The 22,664-nt window shown below is 69.6% G+C and carries 22 protein-coding genes and 2 pseudogenes; 14 read left to right on the forward strand and 10 right to left on the reverse strand.

The features are described from left to right. Positions 1-52: 52 nt before the first annotated feature. The gene (locus ACFYW7_RS24260; protein WP_389505731.1) at positions 53-802 is read right to left on the reverse strand and encodes a D-Ala-D-Ala carboxypeptidase family metallohydrolase; all 750 of its coding nucleotides are present in this window, start codon (positions 800-802) and stop codon (positions 53-55) included. A 283-nt stretch (positions 803-1,085) separates the two neighbouring features. Here ACFYW7_RS24260 and ACFYW7_RS24265 point away from each other — a divergent pair, with 283 nt between their 5' ends. From ACFYW7_RS24265 to ACFYW7_RS24275, 3 genes and pseudogenes are all read left to right on the forward strand, one after another. Then, a complete protein-coding gene (locus ACFYW7_RS24265; RefSeq protein WP_389506436.1) occupies positions 1,086-2,126 on the forward strand; it encodes a helix-turn-helix domain-containing protein in 1,041 nt (346 codons plus the stop codon). Next, positions 2,093-2,920, forward strand: a pseudogene (locus ACFYW7_RS24270) (transposase); the annotation flags it as partial. The gene ACFYW7_RS24265 and the pseudogene ACFYW7_RS24270, both read left to right, overlap by 34 nt. Further along, positions 2,920-3,402: a hypothetical protein gene (locus ACFYW7_RS24275; RefSeq protein WP_389505733.1), complete on the forward strand. Its 483-nt coding sequence runs from the start codon at positions 2,920-2,922 to the stop codon at positions 3,400-3,402. The pseudogene ACFYW7_RS24270 and the gene ACFYW7_RS24275, both read left to right, overlap by 1 nt. Positions 3,403-3,717: 315 nt before the next feature. On the opposite strand, the gene ACFYW7_RS24280 is transcribed toward ACFYW7_RS24275, so the two are convergent. Beyond that, a complete protein-coding gene (locus ACFYW7_RS24280) occupies positions 3,718-4,347 on the reverse strand; it encodes a type III effector protein (protein ID WP_389505735.1) in 630 nt (209 codons plus the stop codon). A gap of 128 nt (positions 4,348-4,475) precedes the next feature. On the opposite strand from ACFYW7_RS24280, the gene ACFYW7_RS24285 reads away from it, so the two are divergent. The 5 genes and pseudogenes from ACFYW7_RS24285 (at position 4,476) to ACFYW7_RS24305 (ending at position 8,284) form a co-directional block, all read left to right on the forward strand. Next, the gene (locus tag ACFYW7_RS24285; protein ID WP_389505737.1) at positions 4,476-4,907 is read left to right on the forward strand and encodes an Hsp20/alpha crystallin family protein; all 432 of its coding nucleotides are present in this window, start codon (positions 4,476-4,478) and stop codon (positions 4,905-4,907) included. A gap of 95 nt (positions 4,908-5,002) precedes the next feature. After that, a pseudogene (locus tag ACFYW7_RS24290) lies at positions 5,003-5,404 on the forward strand (DUF2267 domain-containing protein). Between the two features lie 371 nt (positions 5,405-5,775). Continuing rightward, positions 5,776-6,801, forward strand: coding sequence for an SDR family NAD(P)-dependent oxidoreductase (locus tag ACFYW7_RS24295; RefSeq protein ID WP_389505739.1), 1,026 nt, complete (start codon positions 5,776-5,778; stop codon positions 6,799-6,801). A gap of 47 nt (positions 6,802-6,848) precedes the next feature. Next, positions 6,849-8,033, forward strand: coding sequence for an alcohol dehydrogenase catalytic domain-containing protein (locus ACFYW7_RS24300; RefSeq protein ID WP_389505741.1), 1,185 nt, complete (start codon positions 6,849-6,851; stop codon positions 8,031-8,033). Next, positions 8,030-8,284 carry a barstar family protein gene (locus tag ACFYW7_RS24305; RefSeq protein ID WP_389506439.1) on the forward strand — a complete coding sequence of 85 codons (255 nt, stop codon included), beginning with the start codon at positions 8,030-8,032 and terminating at the stop codon, positions 8,282-8,284. Before ACFYW7_RS24300 ends, ACFYW7_RS24305 begins: the two co-directional genes overlap by 4 nt. Positions 8,285-8,769: 485 nt before the next feature. Here the strand turns inward: ACFYW7_RS24305 and ACFYW7_RS24310 are convergent, their stop codons facing one another. From ACFYW7_RS24310 to ACFYW7_RS24325, 4 genes are all read right to left on the reverse strand, one after another. Further along, complete coding sequence (locus ACFYW7_RS24310; protein ID WP_389505743.1) at positions 8,770-9,072, reverse strand: hypothetical protein; 303 nt, start codon at positions 9,070-9,072, stop codon at positions 8,770-8,772. A gap of 126 nt (positions 9,073-9,198) precedes the next feature. Beyond that, on the reverse strand, positions 9,199-10,353 hold the full coding sequence (locus tag ACFYW7_RS24315; protein ID WP_389505745.1) for a serine hydrolase domain-containing protein: 1,155 nt from the start codon (positions 10,351-10,353) through the stop codon (positions 9,199-9,201). Between the two features lie 599 nt (positions 10,354-10,952). Continuing rightward, complete coding sequence (locus ACFYW7_RS24320; protein WP_389505747.1) at positions 10,953-11,216, reverse strand: DUF6479 family protein; 264 nt, start codon at positions 11,214-11,216, stop codon at positions 10,953-10,955. A gap of 102 nt (positions 11,217-11,318) precedes the next feature. Beyond that, complete coding sequence (locus tag ACFYW7_RS24325; protein ID WP_389505749.1) at positions 11,319-11,552, reverse strand: hemerythrin HHE cation-binding protein; 234 nt, start codon at positions 11,550-11,552, stop codon at positions 11,319-11,321. A 1,011-nt stretch (positions 11,553-12,563) separates the two neighbouring features. On the opposite strand from ACFYW7_RS24325, the gene ACFYW7_RS24330 reads away from it, so the two are divergent. After that, complete coding sequence (locus ACFYW7_RS24330) at positions 12,564-13,127, forward strand: GNAT family N-acetyltransferase (RefSeq protein WP_389505751.1); 564 nt, start codon at positions 12,564-12,566, stop codon at positions 13,125-13,127. A 343-nt stretch (positions 13,128-13,470) separates the two neighbouring features. Continuing rightward, positions 13,471-14,055 carry a TerD family protein gene (locus ACFYW7_RS24335; protein ID WP_389505754.1) on the forward strand — a complete coding sequence of 195 codons (585 nt, stop codon included), beginning with the start codon at positions 13,471-13,473 and terminating at the stop codon, positions 14,053-14,055. A 337-nt stretch (positions 14,056-14,392) separates the two neighbouring features. Here the strand turns inward: ACFYW7_RS24335 and ACFYW7_RS24340 are convergent, their stop codons facing one another. Next, complete coding sequence (locus ACFYW7_RS24340; RefSeq protein WP_389505756.1) at positions 14,393-15,115, reverse strand: SMI1/KNR4 family protein; 723 nt, start codon at positions 15,113-15,115, stop codon at positions 14,393-14,395. A gap of 81 nt (positions 15,116-15,196) precedes the next feature. Continuing rightward, entirely contained in the window at positions 15,197-16,051 is an 855-nt protein-coding gene (locus ACFYW7_RS24345; RefSeq protein WP_389505758.1) for a GNAT family N-acetyltransferase, read from the reverse strand. A gap of 300 nt (positions 16,052-16,351) precedes the next feature. Between ACFYW7_RS24345 and ACFYW7_RS24350 the strand changes: the two genes are divergently transcribed. Together ACFYW7_RS24350 and ACFYW7_RS24355 are read left to right on the forward strand one after the other, a co-directional pair. Further along, positions 16,352-18,064, forward strand: coding sequence for a hypothetical protein (locus tag ACFYW7_RS24350; protein WP_389505760.1), 1,713 nt, complete (start codon positions 16,352-16,354; stop codon positions 18,062-18,064). Positions 18,065-18,363: 299 nt separating this feature from the next. After that, a complete protein-coding gene (locus tag ACFYW7_RS24355) occupies positions 18,364-18,912 on the forward strand; it encodes a hypothetical protein (RefSeq protein ID WP_389505762.1) in 549 nt (182 codons plus the stop codon). 151 nt (positions 18,913-19,063) lie between these two features. On the opposite strand, the gene ACFYW7_RS24360 is transcribed toward ACFYW7_RS24355, so the two are convergent. Further along, positions 19,064-20,257 (reverse strand): cytochrome P450, encoded by a 1,194-nt coding sequence (locus ACFYW7_RS24360; RefSeq protein WP_389505764.1) that lies wholly within the window; start codon positions 20,255-20,257, stop codon positions 19,064-19,066. 339 nt (positions 20,258-20,596) lie between these two features. On the opposite strand from ACFYW7_RS24360, the gene ACFYW7_RS24365 reads away from it, so the two are divergent. After that, on the forward strand, positions 20,597-21,454 hold the full coding sequence (locus ACFYW7_RS24365) for a hypothetical protein (protein ID WP_389505766.1): 858 nt from the start codon (positions 20,597-20,599) through the stop codon (positions 21,452-21,454). Between the two features lie 135 nt (positions 21,455-21,589). On the opposite strand, the gene ACFYW7_RS24370 is transcribed toward ACFYW7_RS24365, so the two are convergent. Then, entirely contained in the window at positions 21,590-21,901 is a 312-nt protein-coding gene (locus tag ACFYW7_RS24370; protein WP_389505768.1) for a PadR family transcriptional regulator, read from the reverse strand. A gap of 269 nt (positions 21,902-22,170) precedes the next feature. Between ACFYW7_RS24370 and ACFYW7_RS24375 the strand changes: the two genes are divergently transcribed. Continuing rightward, positions 22,171-22,647 (forward strand): DUF6924 domain-containing protein, encoded by a 477-nt coding sequence (locus tag ACFYW7_RS24375; RefSeq protein ID WP_389505770.1) that lies wholly within the window; start codon positions 22,171-22,173, stop codon positions 22,645-22,647. Positions 22,648-22,664: the final 17 nt, after the last annotated feature.

Below are 22,664 nucleotides of genomic sequence, written 5' to 3' on the forward strand. Positions count from 1 at the left end.
CGTCTCGACACGGGTCAGGGCGGGGCGGACCGGGCTGTTGGGCTTCCGGGCTTCAGACGGTGCCGCTCTCCCACCACCAGGCCCGACCGAGGTCCGCGCGGCTGTCGACATGCTGGTGATCGGCGGTGTACCGCTCCAGCCCGGAGAACCCGCAGGTTTCCGCCTTCTGGTACACCGTGCGGTTGCCGACACCGGGGACGGTGAGGTCGGCGGCGGTGCCGTAGAGATGCATGCTGTCGCTGGCCCCGCCGATCTCGGCGTTGTGCGCGATGTTGCGGAAGCCCGAGTTGACGGTGATGGACGTGTTGCCGAGCTTCTTGCGCAGCGCCTCCAGCTTGTACATGCAGCGACGGGCGTTTTCCCGGACGGCGGCAGCGCTCACTTTGCCGCCGTCGAAGGTGCCGCTCGTCCGGTCGGTGAACTCGCTCCAGTTGAAGTGGGCCGTGGAGCCGTCCGACTGCTCCAGGGCGTTGAGCTGCGCCTGGGTGGCGGGTCCGACGCTGCCGTCGGCGGCCAGTCCGTAAGCCGCCTGGAACCTGCGGACCGCGGCGGCCGTGCCCGGGCCGAAGTCGCCGTCGATGCTGACCCGGGACTGGCCGGCCGAGTCAGCGGCCCAGCCGGCGATCCGGATCTGCAGTTCCGTCACATCCGCTCCGCCGGCGCCCTGGTTCAGGGTGCGTGACCAGTTGTAGGCGTGTGCGGTGCCCGACAGAAGCAGGGGGCCTGCGAGGACACCCACGGTCGCGGCGAAGGTTCCACGCAGGATCGAGCGGCGGTTCAAGGGACGCAGAGGGGAGGTCATCGTGATTCCTTGGGGTGGGGGGTGAAGTGCGCGGGTGCGGCGCTGGGGGGTGTCAGTACGCGAGTTGCAACGGCACGACCTGGGCGTCGTGTCGTAGGCATGCACCCGCAGCTCGAAGTGGGTGCCGTCCTTGACGTCGGTGGCGACGGCGGCCACCTGGGGAAAACCGCATGGGGTGTCGCGAGGCCAGTGCGACGGGGCGAGTTCATGGTCCGGTCTACGCCTCCACCTGTCATGCTCATTCGAACATGCTGAAATATCGCAGGTGGAAAGGGTGTTGGCCGTGCTTCGCTTCCACTTCTCTGCTGAGGATCTGGCCAGGACCCGGGTCGCTGCCGCCCCGCACCCGATGTGGGAGATCGCCTCCAGCCTGCACCGCTTCCAAACCCCTGCGGGCCGTTGGGCGTACGCGCACTGGTACGGGCCCGCTCGTGAGCGGCTCCGGGAAGCGGGCCTCGAGGACGTGGTGCGGCGGGTCCTGTTGCCCCTTTTCCCGCGCGCGCCCTACTTCCCCGACTTCCTCACCCCGATGGAAGGAACAGCCGGGCTGAAGGCCGGGCTGGAGGCGATCCTCCGCACTCCGTCGGACCAGGTCGCGGCGCAACTCGCGGCCCTCGCCCGGGTCACCCGGATGCCGGCCTGGCTCGGTCGGCTGACAGAGCAGGAAACGCGTCACGAGCTGGTGGACATCCTGCGCGCCTACCACCGGACCGTCATCGCACCCCACGAGGAGTGGGTGCACGAGAGCCTGCACACCGAGCGGATCCGGCTGGCCCGTCACCTGCTCAACGGGGGCACCGAGGGCCTGCTCGAAGGCCTCGGACCGACCGTCCGGTGGAAACACCCACGCCTTGAGATCAGCACCTATCCGACGGAACACGACATCCACTTGAAGGGCCGCGGGCTGCTGCTGATTCCGTCGTACTTCTGCTGGAAGGGACCGACCTCTCTCGCGGATCCGGGGTTACCGCCGGTCCTCATCTACTCCCTGCACCACGAGGTACCCACCGCGCCGTCCAAGACGGCGTCCGAGAGCGCCGGTTCGCCGCCGTTGCAGGTGCTGCTGGGCCGGGCCCGCGCCGCCATCCTGCAGGCCACGGCCGCCGGGGTGACCACCACCGAAGCCGCCCGACGGGCCGGAGTCACACCGGCTACCGCCACCCATCACACCACCGCGCTGCGCGATGCCGGACTCATCACCAGCCACCGCCACGGCAACACCGTGATCCACACGCTGACCCTGATGGGGGCGACCATGCTGAGCAAGAACCGGAGGAATCCCCTCCAAGCATCCGCATCAGCCCGTCAGCACCCGCGAACGTGACCGCGCTGGAGGCGGAAGTCAACAGCTACATAGCCGAGTTGGCTGACGAGCGGGAGGAGGCCGGTCGTCGCATGGTGGTGCGCAACGGCTTTCACCAGCCGCGGAAGGTCACTACCGCGGCCGGGTCGGTCGGGGTCGAGGCGCCGCGCGTCAACGACAAGCGCGTCGATGAGGTGACTGGCGAGCGTCGGCGGTTCTCCTCAGCCATTCTGCCGCCCTGGTGCCGCAAGTCTCCGAAGATCGCGGAGGTGCTGCCGCTGCTCTGTCTGCGCGGGCTGTCCTGCGGCGACTTCGTGCCCGCACTCGAGCAGTTCCTCGGCTCCGCCGCCGGCCTCCCGCCCGCGACGGTGACGCGGCCGCCCGCTCAGTGGCAGGCTGATCACACCGCCTTCCAGGACCGCGACCTGTCGAGCACCGACCACGTCTACGTCTGGGCCGACGGCGTCCACCTGCGGATCCGCCTCGAAGAGGCAAAGGCCGCGGTGCTGGTGTTGATGGGCGTGCGGGCGGATGGCACGAAGGAGCCGATCGCGATGATCGACGGCTACCGGGAGTCGTCCGAGGCGTGGGCCGGCTTGCTGCGCGACTGCGCACGCCGTGGCATGCGTGCCCCGGTGCTGGCCGTCGGCGACGGCGCACTCGGCTTCTGGAACGCGTCGAGCGAGGTCTTCCCCACCGCCCGCCACCAGCGGTGTTGGGTTCACAAGACAGCCAATTGCCTGGACGCCCTGGTCCGGGCCGGCGCCCGCTTCGAGCGCGGCCACCTGGTGGAACGGCCCGGAAGGATGGCCGCATGACCGACCCGCAGCACGACTCCGAACCCGACGAGCACCTGCGTTACGCGCACTACCTGCAGGCTCTCGACACTGTCGCGGAGCCGGAGGAGGCCGATCTGGTGGCCGCGGTGCTGCGCGACCAGGACGTGGCGATGGCGCAGGCCGCGGTGGTCCACCACCTGGACCACCGGGCCTCCCAGCTGCTGACCGACACCGAGTTCACCACCTGGGCCCACCGCATGGCCGCCATCATCGAGGACCGGGACTACCTCAGCCGCCGCCTGCGCGAGTGGACCCTTCTCAGGACCATCGCCATGAACGAGCCATGGACGGCCGAGGAGCTCACCGCCGCATCCGACTGGTTCCAACGCACGGCCACGACCGCGCGGATCATTACCTCATCCGACGCCCTCGGCTTGCTCGCCGAACGGGGACGCACCCGCCGCGTCCGCAACGCGGCAAGCCGACGGATGGAACGACCGGAGCAACCACCGGACTGACTTGATCCACAGGTATCGACTATTCCTCCTCGACCCGCGGGCGATGCCTCTGGCCTGCTCAGCCGTCCGCACCCGGCGTGCCACGGCGTCGGGTTCAGGGGCTTCCCTGGGTGAGTGCACCCCTCCCGTCCACCGCCCTCCACGAGCCCCAACCCGCCCCAACAGCTCGAGCAGAGCCACAGCCCCGCCGGCGCCCGCCCCGTGAGGGAACGGGGCCGGTGGGACCGCACGCCGACCCGCCGGTTCACAGGGCCGCCGCTCGATCGCCCCGGGGTGGAGGCCGAGGGGGCCGGTGTTGCGGTGCACCGGGCCGGGTCAGGGGGGCGTGAGGCTGTCGGCTTGGGCGGCTAGATCCGGGTGAGCACTGTCCAGATGGCGCCGGGTGGATGCCAGGGGGGCGATGAGGTCGGCGGGGTCGTCATGGGCAAGGGCCGCATGGAGCTCGCCGACCGGAACGCGGGCGGCCGGAGGAAGGTCGGTGAGTGCGATGATCTGGCCGGCGAGGCGGCGCAGATCGGCCGCATTGTGGCGGGCCCAGGCAGCGGTGCTGCGGTCGGCGGCCCGGGCCTGACGGGTGGCCGTCACGCGCTGTTCGCCGGTGGTCCCGGCCGGGCCGGGGCGACCCCTCAGGTAGCGGCGTTCGGCGGCCTGCCGACTTGCGACGCCGAGGGGTCGGGCAAGGTCGGCCCAGCTGACTCCCGCCTCGCGTGCGGTTTCGATCAGTCCGGTCTCCCATCCGGCGAGCTGCTCACGGACCTGCCGCAGCAGCAACAAGGAGGCCAGCGCCTGCTCCGGGCCCGGCTCGGCGTCGGGGACTTGTGGGGCCTTGCCCCGGGCAGCACGCAGGGCGTCGTCTATGGCGTTAAGGGCCGCTGCGGCAGCGAGGAACGACGTCGGGCTGTGGACGTCGATGCTGGACGCCGGCGGCTGGTCGGCTGCGGTCACGGGCACCCCCCTCGGGTTGTCATCGCGTTGACGACATCATGTTTGTCATCCATTGGATGACATGTTACAACAGTGTCAGTGCAACGCATGGGCAGCAACCGCCTGAACCCACTGGAGGTGTTTTCACGATGTTGATGCGCACTGACCCCTTCCGTGAGCTGGACCGGCTGGCACAGCAGTTGATGGGCCCGGGCACCTGGTCGAAGCCGTCGGCGATGCCGATGGACGCCTACCGCGAGGGCGATGAGTACGTGGTGGCCTTCGACCTTCCCGGCGTCACCGCCGACGCGATCGACATCGACGTCGAGCGGAACATGCTCACCGTCAAGGCCGAGCGCCGGCCTGCGGCGAAGGCCGACGACGTGCAGATGGAACTGTCCGAACGGCCGCTGGGCGCCTTCTCCCGCCAGCTCGTGCTCGCCGACACCCTCGACACCGAGCGCATCCAGGCCGACTACGACGCGGGTGTACTCACCCTGCGCATCCCGATCGCCGAGCGCGCCAAGCCCCGCAAGGTCTCCATCGGCGTCGGCTCCCGGCACAAGGAGATCTCCGGCTGACACCGGCCGGACCGGTGCGGAGGACGGCACCTGATCTCCCCTCCCCCGCCCTCCGCACCGCCGGAAAACAGCCCGAGCAAGAAGGGTCGGCCGAAATGACCCTGCGCCGCGAAGCGCTCCTCGCCCACGTGCAAGAACGCGGCGAGTACGAAACCTTGAACGAAGCGGAGCGTGCGGGCCCGTGTGGTGCTCGCCCTGCTCGGAGCGCACCTGGTCGGCGACGTCAGAGCCCAGCTCGCGTCACACCTGCCCGAGGGGTTCGCCCTGATCCTGCTCAATCCGCTGCAGAGCGCCGAACCACTGCCCCCGGAACGGTTCGTCCGCGCGACCGCCGCATGGATCGAGGGCGCCACCGAGCACACCGCGACATGGGACGTCGGCGCCGTGCTGTCCACCGTCGCCGACACCGCCGACGATGAGCTGCTGGGGCAGATCCTGCTCTCTCCCCCGGCTACGCCCTGCTGTTCGGCCGCGCCGAACTCACCCCCGCCACATAGACGAGGAGCCGTCGAGGAGTTCTGGTGCCGCTCAGCTGTCCCGGCGGCGCACTGGGTGTCCTCGGCGGGGATCCGGTAGACGCCGAAGCCGAGGAGCGGCATCTCGACGTCGTTGTTCAGGGTGACGGTCCGCATGAGCGGAGTCCTTCGCTGTGGGGGTGGGAGCGGCTGGTCAGGGGCGGACGAGGGGCTTGAGGGCCTGGCGGGTGCCGACGGCCTCGATGACCTTGTCCACGCCGCCGGTCAGTTCGCGGATGCGGGCGATGCCCTCCTGATGCGCTCGGAGTGCTTCCAGCGCCGAGCGACTTCGATCGCGGAACCTGGTCTGCGCGCATCTGATCGGGGTACTCGGCCACTTCCCCAGCGAGGTGATGAATGTGGCATCGATTCCCCACAGGTCGGAACTCGCCGGCCTCTCCGCACTGGTCACGGGCGGTTCCAGGGGCCTAGGGCTGCTGCTGTCGGCACGGCTGGCCCAGCGCGGCTGTCTGGTCACCATGGCGGCCCGCGACGAGGACGAACTGCGACGCGGCGCGGAATGGGCCGAGGAAAGGACCGGCAAGAAGTTCTCCACAGCGGTGTGTGACGTCCGTGACCGGCATGCCGTGGAGTCGGTGGTCCGGCAGGCGGATGCCCGGCACGGCGGGCTGGACATCGTCGTCGCCAACGCCGGTGTCATCCAGGTGGCCCCCGTGGCGTCGCTCGACAGCGGAGCCTTCGAAGACGCCATGGCCACTATGTTCGGCGGTGCCGTGAACACGGCCATGGCCGCGCTCTCCAGTCTGCGCGCCAGTGACGCTGGTGGCCGCCTGTGTCTCATCGGTTCCGTGGGCGGGCTGCTCGCTGTACCGCACATGTTGCCGTACTCGTGCGCCAAGGCCGCCGTCGGAGCGCTGGGAGAGGGGCTCCGGGCAGAGACAGCCGGTGAGGGTCTCAGTGTCACGACCGTCCATCCCGGGCTGATGCGCACCGGCTCGCATCTCCAGGCCGAGTTCGGAGGACAGTCCTCCCGGGAGTTCGCCTGGTTCTCCGCACTGTCCGGGGCACCTGTCGTCTCGATGGATGCCGATCGTGCGGCGGAGCGCATCGTGCGGGCGCTGGAACGGCGCAGGGCCCGCCTGGTGCTCACTCCCGCAGCGCGGGCCGCTTCGGTGGCGCACGGTGTCGCACCGGCCACGATCACGCGACTCAGTGGGCTGGCCGCCCGGCTCCTGCCCGCTCCCCCGTCCGCGGCGGCGGACGCCGCCACCGCAGGGTCCGGCATCGAACAGGGCCACCGCATCGATCGGTCCGCTTCGACCTGGACGGAGAGGGTACGCAGGCTGGGCAGTGGTCTCAACGACCGGGCCGCCCGCCGCTACAACCAGCAGATTCCGGGCCCCCCGACCAGCACCTGATCGTCCGGTGGCGGTCGGAGCCGGCCCTTGCGACAGAAGGAGCTCTCATGCGCGCACTGACCTGGCACGGCAAGAGGGACGTCCGTGTGGAGACCGTGCCGGATCCGCGGCTCGAGAAGCCCGACGATGTGATCGTACGGATCACATCGAGCGGCATCTGCGGATCCGACCTCCACCTCTACGAGCTGTTCGGTCCCTATCTGGACCCTGGGGACATCCTTGGACACGAGCCCATGGGCGTGGTCGAGTACGTCGGGTCCGAAGTCCATGCCCTCAAGCCGGGCGACCGTGTCGTGATCCCCTTCAATGTGTCGTGCCGCGACTGCCACATGTGCGACCGTGGGCTGCACTCGCAGTGCGAGACCACACAGGTCCGTGAACGCGGCACCGGTGCCGCACTCTTCGGATACACCAAGCTCTACGGCCAGGTCCCGGGCGGCCAGGCCGAACTGCTCCGGGTCCCCTTCGGCAACAGACTGCCCATCAAGGTGCCGGAAGGCCCGTCCGACGACCGCTACATCTATCTGTCCGACGTTCTGCCGACGGCCTGGCAGGCGGTCGAGTATGCCGACATCCCCGACGGCGGCACGGTGACCGTCCTTGGGCTCGGCCCCATCGGTGACATGGCGACTCGTATAGCGCAGCACCGTGGAGCCGGCCTGGTCATCGGGATAGACCCGGTCGCCGACCGGGTCTCCCGCGCCTCGGCACACGGCGTCACATGCTTCACCACCCGGCGCGATGGCACCGAACTGACGCAGGAAGTGCAGGAGTTGACCGAGGGACGGGGTACCGACGCGGTCATCGACGCCGTCGGGATGGAAGCCCACGGAGCGCCGTTCGCCAAAGCCGCCCAATGGGTCACCACCCTCCTGCCGGACAGTGTCGCGCAGCCGCTCATGGAGCGGGCCGGGGTGGACCGGCTGACCGCACTGCACACGGCCATGGAGCTGGTCCGGCGCGGGGGCACGGTCTCGGTCTCCGGCGTGTACGGCGGGGCGGCCAGCCCCATGCCGTTGCTGACCATGTTCGACAAGCAGATCCAGCTACGAATGGGCCAAGCCAACGTGTGGCGCTGGGTCGAGGAGATCCTGCCCCTGCTCACCGACGCCGATCCGCTCGGCGTGGACTCCTTCAAGACCCACGACATGCCGCTGGAGGACGCCCCCAAGGCGTACGCGATGTTCCAGGCCAAGGAGGACGCCATGGTCAAGACACTTCTTCACCCCTGACACCGGAATCCGCGGCTCGACCCGGATCCCGGTATCACTGCGGACTGCCCGAGTGGTTCGGACGGAACCTGGATGCGTGGGCAGACACCATCCGGACTCGGGGAATCTCCGAGGTGATCGATCGCCACGACGTTCTCGTCATCCACGGGGACAAAGGAGGCGTCTTCGCTTCTCGCAATCTCGGCGCGCGATCACTGGGGCGCTGCTTCGCGGGCCGACAGAACCGACTGGTCGTGCATCAGCCGCTCTGACGTATGGGCCGCACGCGGTCTGAGCCCCTGCCGGGCAAACCGTCAGGTGGTGCACTGATGTCTGACACCAACAGGGGTGGACGAACGCGTATTCGCGCGGAATCCGACAACCCCTCCGATGCCACAGATCAGCCGGCTTCGGCGCCGAGAGCCGGAGATGATCGACCTGAAGAGGGACGAGGCCGGAGCTCAACGGCCGATCGGAATGCGTAGCCTGTTGAGTGGTGAGGTCGTCCCCACGGTAAAGGCCGCGACCCGGGGTGGGAGACGGGTCGGCTGCCTCACCACCTCCGCAAGGCCCTGCCCCTCTCGCGCCAGAACGGGCGGGGACTCACGGGGACTCGGCGACAACAGCGGTGCGAGTACAGGGCCTTACGCCGAGCCGCGTCTTCGCAGCTCACGTTGGCAACTGCCCAACCGCGCTCCCAGAGCGGTGGGTCTGTCCGTCCGTCTGACCCGCGTCAAACAGGTCACCGAGGAGGCGGCTATCCCTGGACGGGAAGGTCAGGATGGGTGGCCAGAAAGATCATGTAGGCGATCGCCGCTGCCGCCCCCAAGAGGGACAACACGGCGCCCACCACGGCTCGCGTCCTGTTCGCTCGCCCCGACTTTGATGCGCGGTACTCGACAAAGGCCCGCACCAGGCCGACGAGCGCCAGAGGCAGCGCGCCGAAGCTGACCAGTGTCCAGAGCGGACAGCAGAACCAGAACGCCAGGGACGCCCCGCCGAACCAGACCGCAAGCTCTGCTTTCTCTTGCGTCTCGTCCGGTGTGCCGACAGAAATCATGGGCCGATCCAAGCAGAGCCCCTCCTGCCGTACAGCAGCGAGGTACGGCGCCGTCGCCCTCGGCTCACCGAGTGCAGCAGCCAGCCGCCCGGGTTCGCACGCACGCCGGCCCCGAGGAGACGCGGTTCAGTGGCACAGAGCCGTGTCCACGACCCGGTCGACCCGGTCCATGACCGACTTGTCGGCAGGCTGCACGGTCACCGCGACACCGGCGGCGCGGCCCTTGTCGGTGACGCCTCCCCGGGTCTCGTATCCCGGGAAGCTGCCCCCGTGCCCCCAGTAGACACCGCCGCACGACAGTGGCTTGCTGACGAGCCCCAGTCCGTAGCGGGCGCCGTGCCCGAAGGTCTCTTCCGCGGGCCGGGTGTGGGTGCGCATCTCGACGAGCTGGGCCGGGGGCAGGAGGCGGCCGCCCAGGAGTGCGCCGAAGAACTGGTCGAGGTCGGAGTCGGTCGAGATCAGCTGACCTGCCGCCCAGGTCCAGGAGGGGTCCATCTCCGTGATGTCGGTCAGGGGCGCGCCCGCCGACTCCTGGCCGTAGCCTTCGGGGTGCGGCTCGCGGATGGTCACATCGCCGGGGGCGGGGAAGTAGGTGTGGTGCAGCCCCGCGCGCTGGATGACGCGCTCGTCGATCTCCTGGGCGAGGGGGCGGTGGGTGACCTTCTGGATGATCAGCCCGGCCAGCACGTAGTTCGTGTTGCTGTACTCCCACTTCTCTCCCGGAGCGGAGTCGGCCTTGTGCCGGAGTGCTATGTCCAGGAGGTCACGGGGCTCGTAGTGCCGGAGCTCGAGGTCATAGTCGGTGTAGTCGGGAAGGCCGCTGGTCTGCTGCAGGAGATGGCGGACGGTGATGTCCCGGCCGTCGATGCCGTCCCCGCGCACGAGGCCCCGCAGGTAGACGTCGACCGGAGCGTCGAGACGGATCTTCCCCTCGGCGACCAGCTGCAGCACGACCACGGCGGTGAACGTTTTGGTGTTACTGCCCACCCGCACTTGTCCGTCCTCGGGCACCTTCGCGCCCGTGGCCAGGTCGCCGACCCCAGCGATGTACGTGCGGGTCCGGCCCCGCCGGCCCGCGACGCTCGCCAGCGCGGCGGGCACACCATCGGCGCGCACCAGCGCATCCAATCCCTCCTGGACCGCGACACTGTCCGTCCTGGGGGCGGCATACGCGGCCGGCGATGCGAGGGCACCCATCGCCATGGCGCCGACGGCCACCGCGGCCACCGCGCCACGCCGCCTCCTGGAGGAACGAGAAATCTGCGATGCCTGCTCACGCACGTGCCAACTCCTGGGCGATTGGGGGGGAACCGGCGGTCTCTCCCGGGAGCACCAGGATCCTCGGACGCGGCCGTCCGGAGCGATCATGCAGCCCTCAGTCTTCGGGTAGGGCTGTCCCCCGGTGCGTTCAGCCAACGCCCTGCGGTGTAGCAGCTGCACAGGGCGACCTGGATGCCGCGCCGGTGCAGGGTCCAGGAGACGACGAGGCGCCACCGGAGCCGCCGGAAGAGTCCTCGGTCCATCGAGGTCCACCCGTCGGCCCGGCCGGCGCCGCCCAGGCGGCTTCGCGCCTGGGCGGACTCCGCCGTTCGCTGCCCGATCGGCTTCTCGGTCGGTGCCGAGCGGCCCGATGGGCAAGAACGGCAGTCGGGGGCCGGCTGCGGGAACTCTCGGCGCGAGAGCTCCCGTCACCAGGTACGCGCCAGCCACGCCGGCGCGACGCGGGCCATGTGGGCACGCAACAGACAAGCCGACACGTACACCGGGCTGCGGAGCCGCGCGGCGGGCTCGCGCCAAGGGCCCGGCCACGACTTGGGCCTCCCGCACGGGCGCAGCCCGCGTCGGCAAAGCCGGCCTCCCGGTCTTCCGTCTGGAGCGGATCAGCTGTGGGGATGCCCCTGCTCGGGGTCCGCGTCGGGGGTGCTCCAGCCTTCCCCGCTGCGCGGTGGGTCGGCCAGATCCTTCTGTGCCTGCCGGACCGTGGCGTCCCCGGGAACGGGGGTGGAACCGCTACGGCGAGCGGCTCGCCGAGTGCCGATGACGAAGGCCGCGATCAGGAGGGCGGCCACCGCGACACCCGCCACGATCAGCCACAGGGCACCCTGGGACGAAACTGCCAGATAGGTGTACGCGCTATGGGTCATCCAAAACGCGTACCCATGAAAGCGACGAGCACCCCACCCGGCAGGCCGGTGGTCCGTGTACTCGCGAAGCCGCGACGACACGCTCCCACGACGTGAAGCGCTCTACGCGTCGGCGCTGGGGACGTCGAGGGGGTCGCCGGGGACCTTCTTCTTGGCGGCGGCCATCTGCTCACCCGGTTCGACGAGCCGGTTGCGCCCCATCGTCTTGCGGACGTCGGGAAACCACTCCTTCTCTTCTTCCTCCACGTGGTGGCGGACGTTCTCCATGAGCACGGTCATCTTGGCGTCGAAGCGCTCGTCGGCCGGGTCGAGGTCCTCGAGTTCGGATCCGCCCACAGGCTTCCTCCACATGCTTCGTTCCGCCGTTCGTGCCGACGGGCGGAAGCTGAGCACCCACGTCCGCCTGGATATTCCTCGTAGGCGGGACCCCTTGGCCCCGAAGGGTGACGGATACGAGCCGTACGCGGGGGTCACGTGGCCGGATCCTCCAGCCGCTTGCGGCTCAACGGGGTCGGCCTGCTTCTGGCCGATGGCCCGCCGCGGTCGTTTCTCGCGATGGCTGCGGGGAACTCGGGGGCCAAGGCCGATGACGGCGGAACACAAGACGGTCCCCAACGGGCCCGACGCACAGAGAGGCAGTAGTGCCGTGAACGCGGAAACCAGCACCACGCGCACACTACGTCGCCCGGAGACGGGCTGGTCCAAGGCCCGTCGGCGCCGAGGCAGCGGGGTGCGCACCTGCCTCCCGGCGACTGCCGACCGAACCTCCGGTCCCGACCGTACGGAAGCTGACTGGAACATCGTGAGGGGCGAGGACTGACCGGCCCCGGGCTCGTCTCCCGTGCTGCCGCCCCACCTCCGACGGATGGTTCGTGGTCGACGCAGGAGACTCCGGAGAGAAGTTCCAGAAGTTCGGCGAGGTCACCAGGCCCTTCCCCCTGGAGCCGGGGCCCCGCGCGCAGACGAAGGTCCGGAATCGCGCGGCTTGCCGCCTCCGACTGCCCGGGGCCCGGCTCGGCACGATGGGAACGGGCGCCTCGATCGGTCCGCCGAGCGGGACCGTGGGGACCGCAGTCATCGTCGCGGGCGCCTTACGGATCCCATCCCTTTGTCTCCGGCTCCTCCCGCTCGCCCTTGGTCTCGTATCCTGGCCCTTCCCCGGGGGCCGCTCCCCGACGCCGAGGAACAACCGTGCCGCCACGCGGAGCACCGCTCCCACCGTGGCCGCGGACACGGCGACGAACACCACGGCGAGGAAGCCACCGGCTGCTTCTTCTGCGATCGCCTTGCCGAGGCCCGTGGCGAACGGGGGCAGATGATCGAGCGAACCGTTCGGGGAGGACCACGATGACCGTCACTTTGCGGGTGGACGCGACGCCGTCCGCCGCCGCGCTCTTCCTGCGCCCTTGGAATGATGACGACCTCGAGGCGCTGGTCGAGGCCTACCGCGATCCCACGCTGCGCCGATGGGCGGGGATTCCTGTGACGAACCTCGAGGACTCGGTGGGATGGCTGAAGGTTCAGAGACACGGCTGGGAGACCGGGGAGCGGTTGAGCTTCGCCGTGTGTGAAGATCGCTCCGACGCCGGCGAGGGTGGGCCGGCCGGCAACGTGGTTCTGAAGCGATCCGGTCCCCGCCGCGACTCCGCGGAGGTCGGGTACTGGACGGCGGCCCACGCCCGAGGCCGAGGCGTGGCCCCCCGTGCTCTCGAAGTTCTCACCGACTGGGCCTTCGACGAGTTCGCGGCCGACGGTCTGGTACGTCTCGACCTGATCCATCAGGTGGACAACCTCGCCTCGTGCCGGGTCGCGGAGAAGGTGGGATACGGATTCGACCGGATCCTTCCGGCCCAGCCGCCTTACCCGAGGGACGGTCACCTGCACGTACGACGGGCCGATACTCCTGCCTGAGGCGGCGGGCGCATTCCTGTGCCGTCGTCACGGGAGACGAGGGTGATGCGGGTCAGGACGCCGGGCGGAACGCGGCCTGGGCCGTACGTCGTCGCCTTGACCTCGGCTCGGCCCCGGTTCGCGCTGCTGTCGGCATGGGCCCGGACCCCGTACCGACGCGGAACGCCGGCCCCTGCGCCGGGTTCGACGACCGGATGGCACACCCGAACACTCCAGGCCACGCCGAAGCGCAAGGTTGATCCGCTCTTCCGGGCGGCATGTTGGGACCCGGAGGATGGAACCACAGGGGCGCCAGGCAGACTCTGCCTGTTGTAGACCCATTTCACCGGAGGATGGCCCGCGCATGATCACGCTCACCAAGGAAGACGGCCCCGCCGACCTGGACGGAGTGACCCACCTGTCGATCGGGGTGTCGTGGGATCCCACGGCAGGCACCAGCGGAGGAGTCATGGGCATGCTCCGGCGCAAGAGCGGTACCGACCTCGACCTCATCGCCATCGCCATGCACGGCGCGGACCCGGTGCGCCTGGCCGGTCTCGATTCTCTCGACCCCATGGGCAACGGTTCCCTGATACACAGCGGCGACAACCAGACCGGGCGCGGCGACGGCGACGACGAAACCGTCTCCGTGGAGTTCGCCCGCATCCCGGCCCACATCACGTCGATCGTGTTCGTCGCCGCCGCCTTCAAGAAGGGAAGTTCCTTCCAGAAGGCACGCAACATCAGTTTCAAGGTCTACGACGCGACGGGCGGTACGACCCAGCAGGTCGCGGACATCTGGCCCAGTCTGCTCACCCAGGACAACGGCTGCGCCGTGGCCAAGGCCGTGCGGGTCGCCGGTTCGTGGAAGCTCGAAGTGATCAATGTGACAGGAAAGATCAAGCAGGGCGACGAGCACGCCCTGATGCGTTTCGCCCTGAGCAAGTAACCCTGCCCCCGAGACCGGCCCCGCGGTCCGAGAAGCTCGCGATCACCGCGGACCGCGATCTCGTGCGGCTCACCTCGGAAGCGCCGTTCGGCCTGGTCACGCCCCCGCAGCTCCCTTATGCGCAGGCGGCAGCACACCCGGTTCTCGGGTGACTTGACCGACCGACCGGCCACGAACGGACCGATGGCCTCCCCGGCCTGATGGCCGGGGAGGCCCGTCTGCACCGAGCCGACGGTGGGCTTGAACGGGGGTCTCGGCCACCGCGTCGTAAGCCGGGCAGCAGAGCCCCTGGTGAGTCCCACTGGGGCGGTTCCGCCGGCAGAGGAGAAGGACCTGATCAGCGATGGTCGTCGAGCCAGTCGCCCGGGATCAGGTCACGAACGCGTTCGAGGTCCTCTGCCGTCCGACCGCGGGCCAGGACGGCCCCGCCGTCGTCATCGCGCAGGAGGACGTCGTGGCCCAGGAACCACCGGATCTCCTCAGCGATCAGGTACGCCGGAAACGCCAGGCGGACGCAGTTCGTCTCCAGCAGTTCGGGGGTGTCCTCATCCGGGTCGAGGAAGTCGCAGGTCTCCCCGCCGGCCTGCAGGGACTCCGACAGGACGATCTCGACGAAGCTGAGGGAGAGTCGCTCCAGCCAGCCCGCCCAGCGCTCCGCACTCTTGTCGGCGAGGTCGAGCCGGATGGACACTGCGGGATCCTCGTCCTGGAGGCTGTCGAGGAGGATGCCCCAGGATGCGGCTCCCTGGTTCTCGTGACGGAAGACCAGGGCCTCCCCCGCCTCATCCACGTACAGCTCCGCGGGACCCAGCAGGACATCGTGGTTGCTGGTGAGATCCCGTCGGCGTCCGAACAGCAGATACCCCTCGCGGAACGTCGCCGGGAGCCGGAGGCCCAGTCGCTCCTCGGCCGCGTCGAGATCGGCTTCTGTCCACCCGTCAGCGCTTCCCAGGGACGCTCCGGTCCAGTGCGCGGTATAGCCCTGGATGAAGGCCCAGGCACCACTGCGGTTTTGGACGCCTCTGGCGAGCGACGCGGCGAGGTCGAACTCCTGTGTCATGACAGGACGATATCCGTCCCGCCCATCGGCCCTCGGCGCACCCCGGCACGCCGACCAGGTGTTTGACGGAACCGCACGACCCTACTGACCACGGGCCGGTTGATCGGCGATCAGCAGGGTGGTGCCGGCCGGGCGGAAGCCGATTCGGGCGTAGATGCGCGCGACGGACTCCTCGGCGTACGCGAGGAAGACGGTGTTCACGCCATGGCCGCGGGCGTGATCGGCCAGGGCCGTCATGACCGCGGCGCCCAGTCCCTGACGGCGCGCGGTGGGAAGGGTGCCGATCCCGCCGATCTCGGTGGTGCCGTCCGCCGGGTGGTAGTGGCCCGCGGCGAGCGGGGTGCCGTCCGGGGCGAAAGCGGCGACGAGCGTCTTGTGTCCCCTCCGGAGCGAGGGGCGGATCGACGCGACCGTGCCGTCCGCTTCGAGGCCCTCGGCCGCCGCCTCCAACTCCGCGCGGCCCGCCGACCCCACTGCCGTGCCCTCGTCCGCGAACGCCACGCCGGGCAGGGCGAGTACGGCGGGGAGCGCGGGGTCGTCGGCGTCCACCGCTCGGATGCTGACGCCATCCGGCAGAGCCTGTCTGGGCAGTTGACGGTGCGGATCGAGAATCATCAGCGGGCGTTCGGCCACCGGAAGACCTGCCGCTTCCATGCGGCCACGCAGTGACGGCGTCACCTCGGCGAGCCACTCGAAGGCCTGCGGCACACCGAGTTCGCGCTGCCGGGCACGTACCAGGGCGATGTCGTCCCCCGTGGGTGTCACCGGCCCGGCCGTCGAGTCGGGACGGGCATGACCCGGGCCGCCGTAGTACGGGGCACCTGCCTCCTTCCGTACGAAGAGGTGGAAGGGGCCGAACGTCTCGGCTTCGGCGAACAGCAACGGCACAGTGGCGTAGTACCGCTCGATGCGGTCCCGCAGGGACGACTCGCTCATGGCACGTATCCCATCACGGTGTGGTGGGGCGCCTCCCCCGAATGGCCTGCCAAGCCGCGACGCATCCGGCTCGTACGCCGTCTCCGCTTCCGGACGACGCGACCCGGGATGAGGGGGATCGGCCAACGGCCCGGCATCGGCCACCGAGTCACCGCAGCACCCGCAGCACCCGCAGCACCCGCAAGTGGAGACGGCGGAGCGCTCCTGCGCTCCTCGGTGTCGTCCCTCTGCCGCGGGTCAGTAGGGTGTGCGGCTCGATGATGATCAACCACGTGCGGCCGTGGGCCGTTGGGGGACTGCATGGGAAATCTGCCGGGCGTATTCGCGTTGCCTCGGATCGTGCGCCATTTCGGGGCCACAGGCGAGCACATGCCACCGGACGGCGCGGTGGAAGTGGACGCGCCGGACTCCATTCTGCGGGCCGCCATCTCCGAGGCCCGGTCGGGGAATTGGGAACCGACGGCGGAACTGATGGCACGAACGCGCCTCGCCCGGGACTGGGATCAACGGAGCTGGTACAGCGCCAGGCTGGCCGAACTGGCGCTGCACCACACCGGATGGCTCGACGACTGGCGCGGGAAGCGACCCGGCGATCCCGATCTCGCCCTGATCGCGGCCGACTTGGAGATCGACCGCGCCTGGGAGATACGCACTGCCGCGCGTGCCCGCCACGTGTCGCGGGAAAAGTTCCGGGCGTTCCACACGGTGCTGCGTGACGCCGAGCCGGTCCTGCGGACGGCTGCCGACCTCAACCCCGGTGACCCCGTGCCCTGGCGGATCCGCATCACCCATGCCATGGGGCTCGGCGCTCCGCGCAAGGTGTTCGACGGGTATCTGGCGCGAGGTCGCGAGGCTGACCCCCATCACCTGGGGCTGCACACGGGTGCGGTGCAGTACCTGGCCCAGAAGTGGTACGGGTCGCACGCGGAGATGTTCGAGTTCGCCGAGGCGGCCGCCACCGCGGCTCCCGACGGTTCGCCGTTGCGCGGACTGCCCCTGCAGGCGGTCACCGAGTACGCGGTGGACCACGACGCCGGCAGCGGGCAGGGGCCGGTGGACTGGTCCCGGATCGAGGCGCACGTCGAGGCAGGTCTGAGACTGTCGGCTGCGTACGGCCCGGGCGATCGGCGGGCATCCAGCCTCCGTAACCATCTCGCGCTCGCGCTGATCCGCTCCGAGCGCGAGGCTGAGGCTTTGGAGGTATTCCGCCTCATCGGCGACGACGCACGTTCCTTTCCCTGGGCGTACCTGGGCGACGCTCGGGAAATCTTCCTTCTGATGCGTAGGGGGGTCCGCGTGCACGTCGCCCGGCGGACGCCGTACTTCAGCGGCTTCGTACCTGCGCCGGGATTCGCCGACGCTGCGGCCTGGGCGGCCAGGAAGGAAGTGGCGACCCCACCTGCCACCATGGCTGTCGCGCTCGCCGCCGCCCCGCTGCGGGATGTCCGTGAAGCGGTTCTGCTCACCGGTACGACGATGCGTCTCGCTCCGGCGCCACACGGCGGCACGTTCGTCGAGATCGCGCCTTCGGCAGATCCGGCGGGCCGTCGCAAGGGCCTGCGTAAGACCCTGCTCGAAGAGAGTGGACTGTCAGGTCTGGCGCATACGTTCAGCCGGGGTGAGAAGTGGCCGGTGCTGGTGGCGGTCAAGGAGGGGGCGGACTACACGCTCCATCTGCACCGCGACGGACGCCTGTTGGTCACCCATGTCTGGTGGGCCGACCCGGCCGAGATGCCGACCCAGGAAGAGGCGGCGGAGCGGGCAACCGCGCTGGCGACGGCCTACGGGACGTCGGATCCCCGTCCCCTCACCGCCATTCTGCGGGGCGTCGGTGAACCGCGGCAGCACCTCGACGAGGCGTTCGCGGCGCTCGGACTTCCCTCACCACCGGTCGGCTTCGGACACCAACCCGAACCCCTGACCGAAGTGGCGGGTGCGCAGTTGGTCGAGCGGATGTCCTTCTTCCGCGCGATCAAGGAGACACTCTCCGAAGACGACGGGTCCCGCGCTTGAACGGCTGCTGCCGACTCACCAAGGCTCCACGTTCGAATCGACGCCCCGCCAGGGTCTCGCCCGGGGCTGCATGGTCCGTCAGCGTGCGAGCCGACCATCTCCGTGCGGGCAGACTCGGAGCTGCAACGGACAGTCGCTGAACGCGCGAGGTGTGGGCGGGCCGGGGCCCTGACGCAGAATCCGATCCGGCCGCATCCGCGGGTCCCAGCAGGAGCTCTTCGAGCGCCCGCAACTCGAACGGTCGTTTGAGTGAAGCTCGTTATCCGTTACGCTGCGTTTCGTTAATCGTAGGGGGAGACATGTCAAGCAAGCGACTGATGGTGGCTGCGGTGACGGCGGTTCTCATCGCCGGGCTCGGCGCGTGCGGCCAAGGGGATGACACCGACGCGGCTCCGACCCGCTCGACCGGTGTCGGCCAGGGCGGCGGGAGCGGGTCGGAGCCGGGCCCGGACAAGACGGCGGACGCGACCGTCTTTGGACTCCGGGACCAGATGCGCCACCTGTCGGCCAAGACCACCCGGGCCACTCGGCCCCACACCGTCAAGAAGTGCAGCACCTCGACACGGCGCGTCAAGCACACGAAGAGCACGGGATCGGGCACCAGGCGTAAGACGCGCACCTGGTACTCCACGGAGCGGGTCAAGAGCTGCAGGTGGGTCCACAAGGGAACCGAGACCTACAAGCGTGTCGTCCGGCCGGAACAGTGGTGCGTGAGTCTGGACAACGTCGGCGGCGACGCGGCGAAGGACGACGTCTGGTACCAGGTCCGCCGAACGACCTACGACGAGGCCATCGGCAAGGACGAGCACACACGCATGGAGTTCACCCCCAAGCACACCGGTTGCTGACCTCCGCCGGCAAGACGGTCATGTTCCGGATACCGGACGGTCGGCCCTGATCCGGGCGATGCGGCCCGCACGGCACCAACCCCGGCAAGGGCAGGGTCAGGGGCTGCCGGGTACATGACCTGAATGCGGGAAGGGCGCCGGTGGCCCGGCATCAGCCCCGGTCGACGGCCACCCGCAGTCCGCGGATCACGTAACCCCCGATCTCGTCCTGGAACGTGACGCGGGGCGGCGTGAGCATCCGGATGCCGTCGAGGGCGAAGAGGGCGCCCAGGAAGACGTTGGTCTCCATCATCGCTATGTCGGCCCCGGGGCAGCGGTGCGGTCCGTCGCCGAAGGACAGGGCGGCGGCGTACCGGCCGGTGGTGGTCGGCCTGCCGGGGCAGACCGTGGTGGGGGCGACGCCCATCACTTCCGGGTCGGTGTTGGCCTCGTCGACGAGGATGTCGACGAGCGCGCCGGCCGGCACGGTGACCGGGCCGTCGGCGCCCGGCACGTCGACGGAGCCGGTGGTCCGCCGGCTCAGCCGGGCGACCGCGGGTTCCAGGCGCAGGATCTCGTGGATCACCGCGAGGCGTTCGGTCTCGCTCCCGGTCGAGTAACGCTCGCGCAGAGCGGCGTCGGTGAACAGGTGCCAGGCGGCGACGCAGATGAACTCGCGGGTGGTGACCATGCCGGCGGCCGCGTAGGTGAGGCACTCGCCGAGGATCTCCGTGTCCGAACAGCCCTCCGCGATCAGGTGCGATATGAGGTTGTCGGCGGGCCGCCGGCGGTGGGCGCGGACGGCCGGGCGGACGTCGGCGAGATAGATCCGCAGCCAGTTGGTGTTCTGGCGGAACAGCCAGTAGATCCCTTGCGGACTGGTCAGCCCGGGCTTGCCGAACTTCTCGGGGAAGAAGCGTTCCAGCCGGCCCTGGATGCCGGGTCTGCTGTGCGTCAGGCCGATCACCCCGCACGCCACATCGATCGCGACGCCGAACGAGAGGTCGTCCAGCCGCGCCTCGCCTTCGGTCCGCAGCGTGTTCAGGCGTTTCCGGGTGACGCGTTCGGTGAGTTCTCGATAGTGCTCGTCCACCCGACGGGGTGTGAAGTAGCGGGCGGTCTGACGACGGTGTTCGCGGTGTTCGGCCCCGTCGCGGTACAGCACGGGCCGCCGGATCCGGGCGGGCATCTTCTCGACGGTCTCGATGCCCAGACCCGCTTGTACGGTGTCGGTGCTGCGCAGAACGGCGCGCGCCGCCGAGTAACCGCGTACCTGCCATGTACCGTCGTCCCCGCGGGCGACCGGGCAGCCGGGTCCGGTGTGATCCCTGCGGATCTTCCGCGCGTCGTCGTCGGCTCGGTCCATCGAACGCGGCCCCCGTCATCGTGTCGGCGCCCTTCCTGAGAAGAGACCACCGTCAGGCGTGTGCCGTCAGACTTCACCATGACGGCCCTCGGCACCAGTGCCCCGGCCGCCAGGAACCGTGGCTGGTCCTCGACGCCCGCTCAAGACGTCGCCGCGCTCCACCGCTCCCGCTCGACCGCCTCACGACAGCGCATGGCATGCGACGGAACGTCGTTCCGGTGACCCACCGGCCCACGAGACGGACGCTTCCGGCGACCGTCCTATATTGGCCTGGCAAACATCGGTGTGTGCCAGGGGGGAGCACTCTTGCGGCGATCAGGTGGAACAAGTCGAGCGGCCGTGACCGCCTTGCTCGGCGCCGTTGCCGTGCTGTTGCTCGGCGCGTGCGGAACCCAGGTGGCCGGGCAGGGGGAACAGGGGCCATCCGGACCGACGGCGACCACGCCGATCCCATGGACCACCGCGCAGCCTTCCACCGTCACCGGGGTCCGTCTCGGCCGGGACCGTCGCACGCTGCTCATCGACATCCATGTGCCCAGCGGCGCCCGCACATGTGTGCGCAAGCTCAAGGCGGTGCTCACCGACCCGATGACGGACCTGGCCCGTATACAGGTCACCTTCACCTCGCCGTCCGGCGACAGGGCTTCCGGGTGCACCGAGGAGAGCACGGCCACGGCGAAGGTCAGCCTGCCCGAACCGCTGGGCGACCGAGACGTGATCGTCGACAACTACACGCACTTCACCGCCGATGGCGCCAAGCCGCCCGCACTCCGGTTGTGCGGGGAACTGGGCTGCACACCGCCGGCCACCGGCTGCACCGCCGGCTCCTACGATCAGGCGTTGATGGCGGTCGGCGCGCCCGCGCACACGTACCGGAACTCGGAGAAGTGCGACGGCAAGTGGCTGGTGCTGGACTTCTCCTGGCGTACGGGACCGGCCTGCGACGGCTCGGCAGACCCTGCCTGCTCGGCTCGGCTGGGCGACCGCTGGTTCTTCCGGTCCAAGAAGTCCGGCTGGGATCCGATCTTCCGGACTTCGGCCGGGGGCTGCCAAGACATTCAGCGCAGGGAGCCCGCCTTCCCCTCCTCACTGTGCGAGTCGTTGGCCCCGCTCTCCCCCTCACTGCACCCGTACTACCCTCCGCCGTCCCCGTCTCCGACGCCCGGCGCGCGTTCCACCGCGACCACCGGACCGTGATCCCGGCCCATGAGACAGCGCACCGGTCCGGGGGCGCGGTCTGCCCCGCGGCCCGGGCGCGGTGTGTTCGCTCAGCTGGGATCCTGACCGGCGCAGACCCTCATGGCACTCCCCCGTTGTCGTTCTGATGGGCGGTCACCCATCAGGAGGACGCTGCTTGCGAGCCCGGCAGCTCCGCGCGAGGGCCAAGCGCGCCGCCTCGGCGCCGTCTTCGGTCATCCGGTAGAAGCGTCGCCGTGGCCTGCCACCTTCCTCGTGCACGGACGGGTCCTCCCACCTGCTGTCCACCCAGCCGGCCTGTTCCAGACGGGCGAGGATCGGATAGATCGTGCCCGACGACAGTCCCGCCGACTCGCACAGCTCAAGGCCGTATCTCTGCCTGGCGGGGTCCACCAGCAAAGCCCGCAGCACCAGTTGGGTCTGCAGGGTCATCCGCAACGAACCCATACCCGCACCTTGCACGGCCTGGGCACAGCCTGTCCACCAGCTCGTCAACGCGCCCCACCTCCACCTTCCAGGGCCACGTGAGCCGATTCACGGCGCAGCCGCCCCGCACCCTTCCAACGACCAGGACCAGACCGTCGGGCCGCGCCGGAACACCGTTTCGGCTCCGCCCGCCCCCACCACCACGAGGTGAGGAGGCGTGTCAGTGGCCTCCCGTAGTGTGCCTACGGATTGCGCGGGCCGTGACCTGCGCGGAGAGGCGAGCCGACGACGTGAGTGACCGTACGGAGTGGTTGGAGGGACGCGATCCGGACGCGGCTCTGATCATCAGGACCGACCACGGCGACGAACCCGCATGGGCCGCCCTGAGAACGGAACTGCTGAAGCCCTGGGGCGACAACAACATCGAGCTGTACGTCCACATCGCCGACGATCCGAGGTGGGCCGGCTTCACACCGGAGCAGGTGCTCTCCGCTGTCGCCGCCGATGAGGAACTGAGCGTTGTGTTCCTCGCCGATCACGAGTCGATGCGCGACGGACCCGGCACGCTGCTGGCGATGGCGGTACTGACAAGAGAGGAGTGCGACAGCGACGAGGAGTTCGAGGCGGACGGCGGCGCGTTCCGCACGGTGACCTCCGGGGTTCCCGAGATCCACGCGAACCTCATGATCGCCAATCTGTCCTTCGGAGATTTCAAGGAGGCGGCCGAGCAGGACCCCCAGGGCGTCTTCCGAGGGTTCACGCTGTAAACAACCCGATAAGCCGG

The organism is Streptomyces sp. NPDC002580 (assembly GCF_042889485.1).
Classification (GTDB): Bacteria; Actinomycetota; Actinomycetes; order Streptomycetales; family Streptomycetaceae; genus Streptomyces.

Bases quoted from the DNA above. Each gene is read 5' to 3' on its own strand.
- ACFYW7_RS24330 (WP_389505751.1), top strand. From the start codon at position 12,564: ATGACCGTCACTTTGCGGGTGGACGCGACGCCGTCCGCCGCCGCGCTC.
- ACFYW7_RS24355 (WP_389505762.1), top strand. From the start codon at position 18,364: ATGTCAAGCAAGCGACTGATGGTGGCTGCGGTGACGGCGGTTCTCATC.
- ACFYW7_RS24345 (WP_389505758.1), bottom strand. From the start codon at position 16,051: ATGAGCGAGTCGTCCCTGCGGGACCGCATCGAGCGGTACTACGCCACT.
- ACFYW7_RS24360 (WP_389505764.1), bottom strand. From the start codon at position 20,257: ATGGACCGAGCCGACGACGACGCGCGGAAGATCCGCAGGGATCACACC.
- ACFYW7_RS24340 (WP_389505756.1), bottom strand. From the start codon at position 15,115: ATGACACAGGAGTTCGACCTCGCCGCGTCGCTCGCCAGAGGCGTCCAA.
- ACFYW7_RS24310 (WP_389505743.1), bottom strand. From the start codon at position 9,072: ATGATTTCTGTCGGCACACCGGACGAGACGCAAGAGAAAGCAGAGCTT.
- ACFYW7_RS24275 (WP_389505733.1), top strand. From the start codon at position 2,920: ATGACCGACCCGCAGCACGACTCCGAACCCGACGAGCACCTGCGTTAC.
- ACFYW7_RS24370 (WP_389505768.1), bottom strand. From the start codon at position 21,901: ATGGGTTCGTTGCGGATGACCCTGCAGACCCAACTGGTGCTGCGGGCT.
- ACFYW7_RS24300 (WP_389505741.1), top strand. From the start codon at position 6,849: ATGCGCGCACTGACCTGGCACGGCAAGAGGGACGTCCGTGTGGAGACC.
- ACFYW7_RS24260 (WP_389505731.1), bottom strand. From the start codon at position 802: ATGACCTCCCCTCTGCGTCCCTTGAACCGCCGCTCGATCCTGCGTGGA.
- ACFYW7_RS24320 (WP_389505747.1), bottom strand. From the start codon at position 11,216: ATGACCCATAGCGCGTACACCTATCTGGCAGTTTCGTCCCAGGGTGCC.
- ACFYW7_RS24295 (WP_389505739.1), top strand. From the start codon at position 5,776: ATGAATGTGGCATCGATTCCCCACAGGTCGGAACTCGCCGGCCTCTCC.
- ACFYW7_RS24350 (WP_389505760.1), top strand. From the start codon at position 16,352: ATGGGAAATCTGCCGGGCGTATTCGCGTTGCCTCGGATCGTGCGCCAT.
- ACFYW7_RS24285 (WP_389505737.1), top strand. From the start codon at position 4,476: ATGTTGATGCGCACTGACCCCTTCCGTGAGCTGGACCGGCTGGCACAG.
- ACFYW7_RS24335 (WP_389505754.1), top strand. From the start codon at position 13,471: ATGATCACGCTCACCAAGGAAGACGGCCCCGCCGACCTGGACGGAGTG.